Annotated in this window: 11 protein-coding genes; all 11 read left to right on the forward strand. The window is 54.2% G+C overall.

Annotated elements, in window-relative coordinates; all coding sequences use genetic code 11:
- The first annotated feature begins 41 nt into the window (after nucleotides 1-41).
- The 11 genes from PCH01S_RS20255 to murD all read left to right on the forward strand — a co-directional run bounded on the left by PCH01S_RS20255 (nucleotide 42) and on the right by murD (nucleotide 14,630).
- Nucleotides 42-1,304 carry an adenosylhomocysteinase gene (locus PCH01S_RS20255; protein ID WP_042232442.1) on the forward strand — a complete coding sequence of 421 codons (1,263 nt, stop codon included), beginning with the start codon at nucleotides 42-44 and terminating at the stop codon, nucleotides 1,302-1,304.
- 196 nt (nucleotides 1,305-1,500) lie between these two features.
- Entirely contained in the window at nucleotides 1,501-2,631 is a 1,131-nt protein-coding gene (locus PCH01S_RS20260; RefSeq protein ID WP_042232444.1) for a DUF4349 domain-containing protein, read from the forward strand.
- 184 nt (nucleotides 2,632-2,815) lie between these two features.
- A complete protein-coding gene (gene mraZ, locus PCH01S_RS20265) occupies nucleotides 2,816-3,253 on the forward strand; it encodes a division/cell wall cluster transcriptional repressor MraZ (protein ID WP_009671842.1) in 438 nt (145 codons plus the stop codon).
- 44 nt (nucleotides 3,254-3,297) lie between these two features.
- Entirely contained in the window at nucleotides 3,298-4,248 is a 951-nt protein-coding gene (gene rsmH, locus PCH01S_RS20270; RefSeq protein ID WP_042232445.1) for a 16S rRNA (cytosine(1402)-N(4))-methyltransferase RsmH, read from the forward strand.
- Between the two features lie 13 nt (nucleotides 4,249-4,261).
- Nucleotides 4,262-4,684, forward strand: a complete 423-nt coding sequence (gene ftsL, locus PCH01S_RS20275; protein ID WP_042232447.1) for a cell division protein FtsL — start codon at nucleotides 4,262-4,264, stop codon at nucleotides 4,682-4,684.
- 35 nt (nucleotides 4,685-4,719) lie between these two features.
- Nucleotides 4,720-7,053, forward strand: coding sequence for a penicillin-binding transpeptidase domain-containing protein (locus PCH01S_RS20280; protein WP_042232449.1), 2,334 nt, complete (start codon nucleotides 4,720-4,722; stop codon nucleotides 7,051-7,053).
- An 85-nt stretch (nucleotides 7,054-7,138) separates the two neighbouring features.
- On the forward strand, nucleotides 7,139-9,091 hold the full coding sequence (locus PCH01S_RS20285) for a stage V sporulation protein D (RefSeq protein ID WP_042232451.1): 1,953 nt from the start codon (nucleotides 7,139-7,141) through the stop codon (nucleotides 9,089-9,091).
- 100 nt (nucleotides 9,092-9,191) lie between these two features.
- Nucleotides 9,192-10,679 carry a UDP-N-acetylmuramoyl-L-alanyl-D-glutamate--2,6-diaminopimelate ligase gene (locus PCH01S_RS20290; protein WP_042232453.1) on the forward strand — a complete coding sequence of 496 codons (1,488 nt, stop codon included), beginning with the start codon at nucleotides 9,192-9,194 and terminating at the stop codon, nucleotides 10,677-10,679.
- Nucleotides 10,676-12,100, forward strand: a complete 1,425-nt coding sequence (locus PCH01S_RS20295; protein WP_042232454.1) for a UDP-N-acetylmuramoyl-tripeptide--D-alanyl-D-alanine ligase — start codon at nucleotides 10,676-10,678, stop codon at nucleotides 12,098-12,100. Before PCH01S_RS20290 ends, PCH01S_RS20295 begins: the two co-directional genes overlap by 4 nt.
- Nucleotides 12,101-12,275: 175 nt before the next feature.
- Complete coding sequence (gene mraY / locus PCH01S_RS20300; RefSeq protein WP_042232456.1) at nucleotides 12,276-13,238, forward strand: phospho-N-acetylmuramoyl-pentapeptide-transferase; 963 nt, start codon at nucleotides 12,276-12,278, stop codon at nucleotides 13,236-13,238.
- Between the two features lie 3 nt (nucleotides 13,239-13,241).
- Nucleotides 13,242-14,630 carry a UDP-N-acetylmuramoyl-L-alanine--D-glutamate ligase gene (murD, locus tag PCH01S_RS20305; protein WP_042232458.1) on the forward strand — a complete coding sequence of 463 codons (1,389 nt, stop codon included), beginning with the start codon at nucleotides 13,242-13,244 and terminating at the stop codon, nucleotides 14,628-14,630.
- Nucleotides 14,631-14,652 lie beyond the last annotated feature (22 nt).

Here is a 14,652-nt window from a genome sequence, read left to right on the forward strand (position 1 = left end):
TATATAGAAGAAGATTTTAGCAATCGAGGAGGAATAGTTGAATGAACGCAGTAGAACGCAGCATCGTAGCGGATCAATCCCTGGCGCCCGAAGGGCATTTGAAAATCGATTGGGTTAAGGCGCATATGCCGGTATTAAACCGTATCCGCGAGCAGTTCGAGAAAGAGCAGCCGTTCCGCGGACTTAAAGTAGCCATTTCTCTTCACTTGGAAGCGAAAACCGCCTATCTGGCGAAAGTCGTTCAAGCGGGTGGAGCGGAAGTGACGATTACGGGAAGCAACCCGCTATCGACGCAGGACGATGTTTGTGCGGCTTTGGCGGAAGACGGCATCACGGTGTTCGCCAAGTATAATCCGGATCCGAAGGAATACAAAGAGCTCATGATCAAAACGCTCGAAACGAAGCCGGACCTGATTATTGACGACGGCGGCGATCTGGTAACTATTCTTCACTCGGAGCGCAGAGATTTGCTGGCAGGCGTGCGCGGCGGAGCGGAAGAAACGACGACCGGCATTCTGCGCCTGAAGGCGCTTGACAAGGAAGGCCGTCTGGAATTCCCGATGGTGGCCGTGAACGATGCGTTCTGCAAGTACTTGTTCGACAACCGTTACGGAACCGGACAATCCGTATTCGACGGAATCAACCGTACGACCAACCTGGTGGTCGCCGGCAAAACCGTTGTCGTGGTCGGCTACGGCTGGTGCGGCAAAGGCGTTGCGATGCGTGCCAAAGGTCTGGGCGCTCAAGTTGTCGTTACGGAGATCGACGCGATTAAAGCGGTTGAGGCTTACATGGACGGCTTTACCGTTCTTCCCATGTCCGAAGCGGCTAAAATCGGCGATTATTTCGTGACGGTGACGGGCAACCGTGACGTGATCCGCGGCGAGCATTTCGAAGTGATGAAGGACGGCGCGATTTTGTCCAATGCGGGGCACTTCGATGTCGAGGTCAACAAACCCGAACTGGCAGCTCAGTCTTCTTCCGTTCGTACGGTACGCCGTAACATCGAAGAGTACCAGCTGAAAGACGGACGTAAAATTTATCTCCTGGCGGAAGGACGTCTGGTTAACCTGGCGGCGGGAGACGGCCATCCGGCGGAGATTATGGATATGACCTTCGCGCTTCAAGCGTTGTCGCTCAAGTACGTGAACGACCGTTACGAAGAGATCGGTAAAACCGTCGTGAATGTTCCTTATGAGCTTGATGAGCAGGTAGCGCGTTACAAGCTGGAGTCGCTCGGCATTTCCATCGACCGGCTTTCCGACGAGCAGAAGGCTTATCTGCAAAGCTGGCAGGAGCATTAATCTATTGAATGGTTAAAAATCGCTTCTTGTTTCCGGTGTATAACCGGAAGCGGGAGGCGTTTTTTTGTTGGCTGTACATGCGGCCGCAGATGGCTCCAAGGAGCGGAAAATTTCACTGGTCTGATTTTGCAACTTCCCCGATAAGAATGCGTCAAAAGGTTGAATAGAAAAATATGGAATAACCATAGGGGGTCTTATGAAACACAACCATGCGGTAAGGGGAAGGAAGCGGGAGAGTGACGGAGACGGCAAACGGGACAGTTTTAGAATAGCAAGGCGGGGATTGATCGTCGCACTGCTTGTAGGTGCAAGCTTGACGGGATGCAGCGCCGCCGATAAAGGGGCTTCAACGGCTGACCAGAAATCGGGAACCGCTGCAACTGCGTCTTTGAACACGGAAATGATGAAGAAAGAAGGCGCGTCCAAGCAAGCCGATGGGAATAGTGCCTCCCCGGCACCGGCCGCCGTTAATCCGTCCGCAACTCCGGCAGCCGCAGACGGATTTGACCGCAAGGTGATCTACAAGGGAAATCTCGTAGCCGAAGTGGAGGATTACGCCAAAGCGCAAAGGGCTTTGCGTGAGCTGGTGACAGCGAGCGGTGCGTATATCCTGCAGTTTACCGAAGACAACACCGCCTCCGAAATAGGGGGCACATTTACTATCAAAGTCGCAGCGGGAGGTTTTTCTTCGCTTCTCGACGGCATCGAGAAAATCAGCCCCACCCGGCAAAGAAATATAACGGGTCAGGACGTGACGGAGGAGTACGTGGACCTGACTTCCCGGCTTAAAGCGAAGGAGGTCGTGGAGGCCAGATTGCTCGCGTTTATGGAGAAAGCGACGAAGTCGGACGAGCTGCTCGCTTTTTCCGCGGAGCTTGGCAAAGTCCAGGAAGAGATTGAACGGATCAAAGGCCGGATGCGTTTTCTGGATCAAAACGTAGAGTACTCGACGGTGGAACTCAAGCTGGTTCAGCCGAAAGAAGGCGTTCTTTTAAAAGGGGCCGGAACGCCTTTTGGCAAGCAAATCGGAAGTACATTTACCAAAAGCATTGACTTTATTTTTACGCTTTTAAAAGGCCTCGTCATTTTTGTAACGGCATTGCTTCCTGTCGCGGCCATCGCTCTGGTTATCGGACTGCCGATTTATTTCGGGGTCCGGTCGAGAAACAGACGCAGAATGAAGCAAGTCGAAGCACAGAAGTTTACGCAAGCTTTCGAATCGCGGCAGCCTGACTCATCGTTTCATGAAAAAGGCAAGGCGTTAGAAGACAATACGGACCCGATTAGGCAGGACGAATCCACCGTTCCGGAAAAAGAAAAACAATAAAATTATCCACAGTCTGGTGCGCTGCACCGGACTTTTTTATTTTTTTAGCCGACTTATCCACAAAATGAGAAAAATTAATTTTGACGATTTATGCTTAATAGAAGGATTTTACGTGTAAATGAAGAAGTAAACATACTGAAGTGGAGAAAAGTGGCGCAAAGTGGGGCGAAAGGGGTGAGGGTCAATGTTTATGGGGGAATACCAGCATAACATTGACGAGAAGGGCCGGCTTATTATTCCGGCTAAGTTTCGCGAAGCCCTCGGAGTATCCTTTGTCGTCACCCGCGGTTTGGACCAATGTTTGTTTGTGTACCCTAAGTCTGAATGGAGCGTTCTGGAACAGAAGCTGAAAGCACTGCCGCTTATGAAAGCCGATGCGCGCGCTTTTACGCGTTTTTTCTTTTCCGGGGCTACGGAAAGCGAGCTGGACAAGCAGGGAAGGGTCAATATTCCGAACAACCTGGTGGAGCATGCCAAACTCGAGAAAGACTGCGTTGTGCTCGGCGTTTCCAATCGAGTCGAGATTTGGAGTAAGTCGGTTTGGGAAAGCTATTTTGAGCAGTCGGAACAGTCTTTTAACGAAATTGCCGAGAAGCTGGTTGATTTCGATTTTGACTTATAACATCACGAGTAAGCTCTGCGAGTTACTTAGGGAGGGAAATGGGTTTGTTTCATCACATCACCGTTTTAAAAGAAGAAGCAGTTGACGGTCTACACATACAACCTGACGGCGTATACGTGGATTGTACGCTGGGAGGAGCGGGGCACAGTTCCTTAATCGCCTCCAGGCTGGGTCCGGAAGGACTTCTGATCGCCCTGGATCAGGACGATGCGGCGCTTGCGAACGCCGAACACATACTTGCGCCCTACCGGGACCGGGTCAAAATTGTCAAAACGAACTTTCGACGAATTGAAGAAGTGCTCCGGGATGAGCCGAGAGCGTTCCGCGATGGGGTCCCGCAGGTAAACGGAATTTTGTTTGACCTTGGAGTTTCCTCGCCTCAGCTTGATGAGGCGGAACGAGGGTTCAGCTACCACCAGGAAGCCGAATTGGATATGCGCATGGACCGCAGTACGGAGCTTACCGCCAAAATCATCGTAAACGAATGGCCGGAGGCCGAAATCGCCCGCATTTTGTTCGTATACGGGGAGGAGAAATTTTCCCGCCGTATAGCAGGCGCTATCGTAAGAGCAAGGGCGGACGGCCCGATTGAAACGACGAGCCAACTGGTCGAGCTGATTAAGGAAGGCATCCCCGCAGCCGCGCGGAGAACAGGCGGACATCCCGCCAAAAGAAGCTTCCAGGCTTTGCGGATTGCCGTTAACGACGAGCTCGGGGCTTTCGAGGACGCGCTGCATCAATCGGTGCGGTGTCTGGCCCCTGGCGGGCGGATTTCCGTCATCACGTTCCATTCGCTTGAGGATCGTATATGCAAACAAATTTTTAGCAGCTATGTGGGACGGTGCACCTGCCCTCCGGATTTCCCCTTGTGCGTATGCGGAAACACCGGTGTGGTGAAGCTTGTGAACCGGAAGCCGATTACAGCAGGTTCTGCTGAACTCGAACACAATACTAGAGCCAGATCAGCCAAATTACGAATCGCAGAAAAGCTGTAATCAGGAGGAACTTATGCCCGGATATATCCAAGGAAATTTAGCCGAAAAGTCGACAGCAACCAGTCAACGCGTGACCGTTCGGGAAACGAAGAAAGTGATTGTCAAAAACAAGCCGCTGCCTGTCGGAGAGAAGCTCATGTATTTGCTTTTGGTTATAGTCTGCGTGCTCGTTGCCACCGGAATCGTATGGCGCTACACAACTATCTATCAGATCAACAGCGAGATTAAGACGACCAAGACCGAGATTACAATGCTCAAAGCGGAAAACGATGCCAACCAGCAGGAAGTTCAGAAGCTGAAAGATCCGGAAAGACTCGAAGCCATCGCAAAGGAAAAAGGGCTAAAGCCTGCCGGTGACAATCAGGTCAGACAAGTGACGCCTGGCTCGGGTCAAGCCTCCATAGATAAGAAAAGTTCCGTCGCGGCGGGTCGCTAGCGGGCAGGCAATTTCGATTTGAGGTGGGGACGTACATGGTTAAGAAAATGAAAATGCGCTCACTACTAATTGGAGGGTTTTTTACCCTTCTTTTTATTGTTTTTTTAGGCCGGATTTTATGGATCCAGGGAGTCAGCGCCAGCAAACTTCTTAATGAAGCGGAGAAAAGGTGGGAAACCGACCGGATCGTACCGGCCGAGAGGGGGAAGATTCTCGACCGGGAAGGCCGAATTTTGGCGGAAGAGGTTCCGGCTTACTCGGTTTCGCTGAATCCGAAAGTGATCTACCAGACAGGGCTCGCGGACGATATTACGGCCGGGCTGACGGAGATTTTAAAAGACAACTCGGATTCTCCAAACCTGTCCGATAAAATCAAAGGCCTGGCTACGAAGAAAAGAGCGGTAGATCCTGCAGCTGCCCAGTCAAATGGAGCCAACGCAGCCGCTGACGATAAGAAAGACAACAAAAAAGACGCGAAAAAAGAACCGAAGCCGGAGGACGCGTATCTCGTCAATGTCGAGGTCAATAACGAAGGCAAAAACATCGACAAGGCGAAAGCCGATGAAGTGCAGCAGCTCGTTAAGAAACTCCAGCAGCAATTGAACGACAAAGATAAAAAGAAATACGGTACGCAGGCCGATGTCGGCATTTATCTTACGACCGGGAAGAAGCGTTATTACCCGGGCAATTCTTTGGCCGCGCATATTCTCGGGTATACAAACCGTGAAGGCAAGGCGAGCATGGGAATCGAAGCGCAACTGGACGAACAGCTCAAAGGTACGCCGGGCTCTCTCAGCTATAACAGCGACAAAAACGGTGTCGAGCTCGTTCAGAGTAAATCCGTGTATGTGCCCCCCGTTAACGGGAATTACGTCAAGCTGACGATTGACAAAAACATTCAATACTACATGGAGAATGCCCTCTCCAAAGTTATGGATCAATGGCACCCGAAAAGTTTGATGGCGATTGCGGCCGACCCGAAGACGATGGAAATTTTGGGGATGGCGAGCTACCCGAATTACAACCCGAATGAATTTTGGAAGGGCGGGGACCAGACCAATCACAACGTCCAGTCCCAGTACGAGCCGGGTTCCACGTTTAAGCTGGTTACGCTGGCGGCTGCGGTGGAGGAGGGGGTTTTTAATCCCGGGGCTACTTTTAAATCGGGTTCCGTCCAAGTTCCCGGTCGAAAACCGGTTTATGATCATAACAAAATCGGATGGGGGCCTATTACGTACTTAGAGGGACTGAAAAGATCCAGTAACGTGGCTTTTGTCAACTTGGGTTATAAAATGCTCGGTGTCGAGCGTTTGAAGGATTATATCGACCGATTCGGTTTCGGTAAAAAAACCGGAATTGATTTATACGGCGAGGTTGCCGGACAGACGAACCTTGCCTACGAGGTCGACTATGCGGCGGCTACGTATGGACAAGCATTGACGGCAACGGCCATTCAGGAAGCGGCCGCGTACGGAGCGATCGCAAACGGCGGCAAGCTGATGTGGCCGCATGTCGTGAAGGAAATCATTGACCCGAAGACCCAGCAGCCTATCCAGAAAATAGAACCTAAAGTCGTAGGACAGCCGGTTAGCGCCGCGACGGCCAAAAAAGTCGGCGAATATCTGGAGCAGGTCGTAGCGGATCAAGTGAAGGGAACCGGTAAAGACGCCTACATCGAAGGCTACCGGATCGCGGGCAAAACCGGTACCGCCAACAAAGTCGTACCGGGACAAAAAGGATATGCCGCGAACAAGTGGGTCATTTCTTTTGCGGGTTTTGCGCCGGTGGAAGATCCGCAGTTCGTTCTCATTATCATCGCCGACGAGCCTGAGCTCGGAAATAACTACCTGCTCGGCCACTATGTGGCGGCTCCGGCTTTCAAAGAAATCATGCAAAATTCCCTTCGTTACCTGCGCATCCCATCCAGCAAGCAGCAGGCTCAGGTTGCGCCGGTTCAGACGTCCACGCAGAAAGCCGTGGATTTCGGCAACATGACGGCGGCCCAGGCGAAAGCCGCGGCGGAACGCGCCGGAGTGGACATTGAAACCGTAGGCCAGGGCGCCAAGGTGGTAGCCCAGTACCCGAAAGCCGGCACCGAGATCGGCCCTTACCAGCGGGTATACCTTGCCATGCAGGCTCCCGCGGAGATCGCGGTACCGGATATGAAAGGCAAGGCGTTGCGGGATGCGCTCGAGCTCTGTGCGCTGCTCGGCATCCGCACTGCCAGTACCGGCGAAGGCTACGTCGTCTCCCAGGTTTTGCAGGGCGAAGGAAGCGACCGCGTGCTCACGCTGCAGCTCCAGCCTCTGGGAGGAGAAATCGTAACGCCGCCGGAAGAGAAGCAGGTCGTTCCGGAAAAGTCCGAATAAGTCGGACGTGCCTGTTCTATCCCCTGCTTGTTCGGAATAGTCATGAGAAGAACGGTCATGACTTGTCTGGAAGGGGAGCGAATCCATGCGAGTGTCCAGCTTTACCGTGCGGCGCCGGTTGTTTGCCGCACTCATTTTGGGAACGGTCTTGTTCGCCGCTCTGATCATCCGGCTGGCGTATGTGCAGCTTTGGCTCGGCCCCGGTTTATCGGCCAAAGCGGAGGACTCCTGGCGGCGGGAGATTCCTTTTATGGCCAATCGCGGCGAGATATGGGACCGCAACGGAGAGAAACTGGCGTATAATATCAGCACGCCGTCCATAATGGCCATCCCGGTCCAGCTTAAAGATCCGAATGCAACGGCGGCCAAGCTTGCGGAAGTTTTGCAGGCGCCCGTCGATTCGATTTACAAGCAGATTACGAAGCGGGAACGCATTAACGAGATCAAGCCCGCCGGACGGAAAATTACGCTGGAGAAGGCGCAGGAGATTAAAGCCCTGAACCTGCCCGGTATCGTGGTAGCCGGCGATAACCGCCGCTATTACCCGTTCGGCAGCCTCGCGGCGCATATTCTCGGTTTCACGGGAACGTACAACCAGGGGCTTACGGGTGTGGAGAGCAAGTACGATAAGCTGCTCACGGGCATCAAAGGCAATGTCTCTTATCTGGCAGACGCTGCCAATCGCAAAATGCCGGGTTCCACCGAACAGTATAGTGAGCCGAAAGACGGTCTGAACCTGCAACTGACGATCGACCAGCACTTGCAGGCGGTGCTTGAACGGGAGCTGGACCAGGCAATGGTGAAGTATCAGCCGAAGCATGCCATTGCCATTATGATGGACCCGAACAACGGGGAGATTCTCGCCATGGGAAGCCGGCCGACTTATGAGCCCGGTAATTTTGGGAAATACCCGGTGGAGACCTATAACCGGAATCTTCCGATCTGGATGACGTACGAGCCCGGCTCTACGTTTAAGATCATTACGCTGGCGGCCGCGCTGGAAGAGAAGAAGGTCGATCTGAAAAACGAGAGGTTCCATGATCCGGGAGCTATCGAAGTAGGCGGAGCGAGGCTGCGCTGCTGGAAGCGCGGCGGACACGGAAGCGAATCGTTCCTGGAAGTCGTGGAAAACTCCTGCAATCCCGGTTTTGTCGTTCTGGGACAGCGCCTGGGCAAGGAGACTCTTTTCGACTATATCAAACGTTTCGGCTTCGGAAGAAAAACCGGAATCGACCTCGGCGGAGAAGAGAACGGAATTATGTTCAAACCTTCGCAAGTGGGTCCGGTCGAGCTTGCGACGACCGCTTTCGGACAGGGGGTATCCGTTACGCCGATTCAGCAGATCACAGCCGTTTCGGCGGCGATTAACGGGGGTAAGTTATTCAGGCCGCATGTCGCCAAATCATGGATAGAACCCGAAACGGGGCGTGTGATCGAAACGGTCAAACCGGAGCTGGTGGATACGGTAATCTCGGAAGCGACGTCGAAGCAAGTCCGCGAGGCGCTGGAAAGCGTCGTGGCGAAAGGGACCGGCGGCAATGCGTTCATTGACGGCTACCGGGTCGGAGGCAAGACGGGGACCGCCCAGAAAGTCGTAAACGGCCGTTATTCGCCGAATGAGCACATCGTATCCTTTATCGGGTTCGCTCCGGCCGACAATCCCAAGGTGGTTGTCTATGCGGCGGTCGATGATCCGCAGGGTATTCAGTTCGGGGGATTGATCGCCGCTCCGCTTGTCAAAAACATCATGCAGGATGCGCTTCGGTACATGAAGGTGGAACCGGACAAAAACCAGTTGACCAAAAAATATAAATATGGCGAAACGCCGATAGTAGAAGTGCCCGATCTGGTGGGAGCCACCGTTCAGGATATCTACGAAGACCTGAACTCCGACTTCCTGATTGCCAAGTCCGGCACGGGAAATACGGTGATCAGCCAGGCGCCGAAGCCGGGGACGAGAGTAGACCGGGGTTCAACAATTCGTGTATACTTATCTAATCCGCCGGAAGGCGCTATGGACAAAAAAGAGGGGCGCTGATTGTTTCGGCGCTTCTTTCTTGTCAGGCTTTTGTCCATACTGATAGAAAGAACACATAGAATAGCAAATGAAACGTGCCAATGGTGGGAGGCGATTTGACATGGAGCTGAAGGAATTGGCTTCTCAGCTTTTAATTTGTCAACTCATAGGTGAAGAGACAACAGAAATATCAGGCATCGCTACCGATTCCCGTCAAGTACGTCCCGGTGATTTATTCGTCTGTGTGCCCGGATTCGTGTCCGACGGCCACGACTTCGCTCCGAAGGCGATAGAGCTCGGGGCGGCAGCGCTTGTGACGGAACGGAAACTGGAGCTTGATGTTCCGCAACTGATCGTAAAGGATGCCAGATACGCGATGTCGGTTTTATCGGCCTGCGTTTACGGATACCCGAGCCGGAAGATGAAAGTGATCGGCATTACGGGGACGAACGGCAAAACGACGACAAGTTTTCTGGTCGAACATATTTTACGTGACCAGGGCTTCCGGACGGGGCTCATGGGAACGATTTCCGCCAAGATCGGTTCGGAGTTTATTCCAATGGAACGCACAACGATGGAAGCGTCGGATCTGCAGAGGACCTTCCGGCTTATGGCGGACGAAGGAACCGACTACTGTGTCATGGAAGTGTCTTCCCATGCGCTTGATTTGGGCCGGGTCAAAGGAGTCCGTTTCCGCGGAGGCGTTTTTACGAACCTGACGCAGGATCATCTGGATTATCACGAAACGATGGATAAATACGAATCAGCCAAAGGACTTCTGTTTTCACGCATGGGGAACGAGTTTACAGGAGATGCCGGAGATAAACAGTATGCGGTTTTAAACGCGGATGACCCTTCGTCGGAACGTCTGGCCAAATTGACCGCGGCTGAAGTCATTACATACGGAGTTAACCGGGATTGCGACGTCAAAGCGGCCAACATAAGCATTACGGCCAAAGGGACGGAATTCGACGTGGTTTCCTTTGCGGGAACGGAGCCGATGCGCATGAAGCTCGTAGGTTTGTTTAACGTTTATAATGCGCTGGCAGCCATTTCCGTATCCCTTGCCGAAGGGCTCTCTCTGTCCCAAATCCGGGAAAGCCTCGGCAGCATGCCGGGAGTGGACGGCCGTATGGAGATTGTCGATGAAGGCCAGGAATTTCTCGTTCTGGTGGATTACGCCCATACGCCGGACGGTCTCCGGAACGCGCTCGGTTCGATACGCGAATTCGCGCAGGGCCGGATCAAATGCGTGTTCGGATGCGGGGGTGACCGAGACCGGACGAAGCGTCCTCTCATGGGAAAAGTGACGGGGGAGCTGAGCGACGATGTGTACGTGACCTCGGACAATCCGCGGACGGAAGATCCCGGTGCGATCCTGCTCGACATTGTTCCCGGACTGGTCGAAGCGGGCGTCGACGAGAGCCGTTATAAGCTTCTTGTCGACAGACCGGAAGCGATCCAAAAGGCTATTGAAGAGGCAGGCCCTCAGGATGTAGTATTGATAGCGGGAAAAGGACATGAAACCTACCAGGATATTGCCGGAGTCAAGCACGATTTCGACGACAGGCTTATAGCCCGTGCCGCATTAAGGAGGCTACAGTCATGAAAAAACTTCCATTATCGACTATAGCCGAGCTGGCCGGTGCGAAGCTGCTGATTCCGCCGGGAGCGGATAACGGCGCCGGCGGAATCGTGATTGACGCGGTATCCACGGATACGCGTACGATCGCGCCCGGAAGCTTGTTCGTTCCTCTTGTCGGAGAACGCTTTGACGGGCACGAATTTGCGCCGGATGCCGCCGCCAAAGGCGCTTCAGCCGCTTTGTGGCTGGAAAGCCGGCAGGAAGGCCGTCCGGAAGGACTGCCGCTTCTTCTGGTTGACGATACGCTGACCGCTCTGCAGAAGCTTGCGCACGCATATCGGAAAACCTTGAACGTTAAAGTGGTCGGCATTACGGGCAGCAACGGGAAAACGACGACGAAGGATATGATGGGAGCCGTTCTAGGCACGGTATACAACGTACACAGAACTAAAGGCAACTTGAACAATCACATCGGTCTTCCGCTTACGCTTCTCCAGCTTGACGATACGACGGAAGTGGCCGTGGTCGAAATGGGGATGAGCGGCCGCGGGGAAATCGAGCTGCTTTCCGAGATTGCCGAGCCGGATATCGCGGTCATTACGATGATCGGTGACGCTCATCTGCTGCAGCTCGGCTCCCGCGAAGAGATTGCCCGCGCGAAGACGGAAATTTTGAGCGGCCTGAAAGACGGCGGCACCTACGTGTTCCACGGGGATGAGCCGCTGCTGCCGCTTGTGCTGCCGGAAATGAAGCAGCCGGCCCGTATGAGCCAGATCCGCTTCGGACGCGGCCATACGAACGATTTGTACCCGACTCTTATCCAAATGGACGGGGAAGGCACCCATTTTTCGATCAACCCGCGCGATACGGAAAGCGACAAGGATGCGCAGAAGTACTACATCCCGCTTCTTGGCGAGCACAATGTCGACAACGCTTTGGCGGCTATCGCCGTAGGCACCGCGTTGGGAGTTCCCGATGCGGACATACGCAGAGGACTGGCCGGCATGCAGATGACCGGCATGAGAATCGAGAAGCGTCTGACCCCCGGTGGAGTGACCGTACTTAACGACGCTTACAACGCTTCGCCAAGCTCCATGAAGGCTTCCATCCGGCTCGTCGAGCAGTTGGAGGGGTATCCGCGCAAATATGTGGTCCTTGCCGACATGCTGGAGCTGGGCGAGGACGAAATCCGGTATCACCGGGAAATCGGCTCCCTTCTGTCGCCGGACGCTTTGGCGGGCGTATATGCCTACGGCTCGCTCGGCAGACATATCGCGGAAGCGGCCGGAGAGTCGTTCGGGCCGGAACGCGTCCGCTGGTTCGAGGACAAAGCGGAATTAACCGCAGCGCTCCACGCCGCGTTGAAATCCGGGGATCTCGTTCTGATCAAAGGGTCCCGGGGGATGAAGCTGGAGGAAGTGGCGGAGGCGCTCTTGGCAAAATAGGCGCTATCGCCGCAACCTGGCGGCGTCTGCCGCCGTCAGAGAAGCATGAGAGCAAACTCATCCGGCTTGGACGGCAGCTGCTGAATCGGCAGGCTTCACCCGCTTGCCGTGTCTATACCCGAATCGAAACACGGAGCAGCTTTCCGGCAGGAGAGCTTGTAGGAGGATATCAAACGTGGAGTTAAAAGTGATCTTATTCACGATGGGAGTCGCATTTCTGCTTGCTCTTATCATGGGCCCTCTGTTCATTCCGCTTCTTCGGAGACTGAAGTTCGGACAGACCATTCGTACGGAAGGCCCGCAAAGCCATCAGAAAAAACAAGGAACGCCTACCATGGGCGGCATTATCATATTGATCGCGCTCGCGATAGCGGCGCTCCGGTTTTCCGACAGCAACACCGAGCTTTGGATTCTGCTGATCGCGTCGCTCGGATACGGGCTCGTCGGTTTTCTCGATGACTATATCAAAATTGTGTTCAAACGCTCTCTCGGCCTCACAGCCAAACAGAAACTAATCGGCCAACTGGTCGTATCCGCCGTAGTCTGCGTGCTGCTTGTTACGTCCAATCACAGCACGACTTTGTTCGTGCCGGTGCTGGATGTCTCCTTCGACACAGGCTGGCTGTATTTCCCGCTGATGACGATTCTAATGCTTGGCGCATCCAACGCGGTTAACTTTACGGACGGCCTTGACGGGCTGCTTGCAGGCACGAGCGCGATCGCGTTCGGCGCTTTTACGATCATCGCGATGAACAATACTCAACCGGAAGCGGCTATCTTTTCTGCAGCTATGGTGGGAGGCGTTCTCGGATTTCTTGTGTTCAACGCGCATCCGGCGAAAGTATTCATGGGCGATACCGGCTCGCTGGGAATCGGCGGAGGTCTGGTTGCGGTGGCGATCATGACCAAAGCGGAGCTCCTGCTTGCGGTTATCGGCGGCGTTTTTCTGATTGAGATCTTATCGGTTGTCATCCAGGTTATTTCGTTTAAAACAACAGGCAAACGCGTCTTTAGAATGAGCCCGATTCACCATCACTTTGAACTGGTCGGCTGGTCCGAGTGGCGGGTTGTCACCACTTTCTGGGCAGCGGGTCTTGTTTTGGCGGCACTGGGACTATACATGAATGAGGTGTTGTAGCAAATGAAGCATCCGAGTGAGTACCGGGGTGAGAAAGTGGTCGTACTCGGCCTGGCCCGCAGCGGGGTTGCGGCGGCTAAGTTTTTTCATGAAATGGGAGCGGACGTAACGGTCAATGACCGGAAAACGCGTGAAACGAGTCCCGAGGCCGACGAATTGGAAGCCTTGGGAATTTCTGTTGTGTGCGGGGGGCACCCGCCTGAACTTGTGGGAGAGGACACGGCTCTAATCGTCAAAAATCCCGGCATCCCTTACGGGGCGCCGCCGGTCGTCCAGGCGGCTGAGCGCGGAATCGAAGTGGTGACGGAAGTGGAAGTGGCGTACCATATCTGTGCGGCTCCGATGATCGGGATTACGGGAAGCAACGGCAAAACCACGACGACGACGCTTATCGGCCTTATGCTCGAAGCGGGCAAGCTGAACCCGATTGTTGCGGGCAACATCGGCCGGGCTTTGACGGAGGCGGCGGCGGAAGCGAAGCCATCCGATTGGATGGTCGTAGAGCTGAGCAGCTTTCAGCTTAAAGGCACGAAGGAATTCAGGCCGAAAATCGCCTGCCTGCTCAACTTGTACGAAACTCATCTGGATTATCACGGCTCCATGGAAGACTATGTGGCCTCGAAAGCCAAGCTGTTTGCGAATCAGAAGCAGGATGATGTTGCGGTGCTGAACGCCGATGACGAGGTATGCAGGAAGCTGGCCGGTGAAGTATCTTCGGAAGTCCTTTTGTTTTCCAGGCAGCGGGAGCTGGACAAAGGGGTTTATCTCTCCGGGGACGGCGTGCTGACTTACCGGGATGCAGAGGGCGGTACATACCCGATTTTACCTGCCAAAGAGCTGGGCATTCGCGGTTCTCATAACATCGAGAACGCCCTTGCGGCATCCGCAGTCGCCTTGAGCGCAGGCGTGCCGGTCGAGGCGATCGCAGACGTCCTGCGGACATTCCGCGGCGTGGAACACCGTCTCGAATTCGTGGGGGAATTCGGCGGCGTGGCTTATTACAACGATTCGAAAGCGACGAACCCCGCCGCCACGACGAAGACTGTCGAATCGTTCGAACAGAAGGTCATTCTGATCGCAGGCGGTTTGGACCGCGGTTCGGACTACAAAGAAATGCTTCCGCTGCTTGCTTCGCGCGTGAAAGCCGTCGTAACGCTCGGCGAGACGAGGGAGAAAATAAACCGCGTTGCCCGTGAAGCCGGATTGGCCGCCGTCGAAACGGTCGATACTGCTAACAGCACGGAAGCAATCGGCGAGGCCGTTCACGCTGCGAGCAAGCTGGCAGGGGAAGGGGACATCGTTCTGCTCTCTCCGGCATGCGCCAGCTGGGATATGTTTGCTTCTTACGAGGAACGGGGACGCATGTTTAAGGAGTCCGTGCATAATCTGTAAGGAACGGGTAGTCAAGCCTCCT

Source organism: Paenibacillus chitinolyticus NBRC 15660, from assembly GCF_000739915.1.
Taxonomy (GTDB): Bacteria; Bacillota; Bacilli; order Paenibacillales; family NBRC-103111; genus Paenibacillus_F; species Paenibacillus_F chitinolyticus.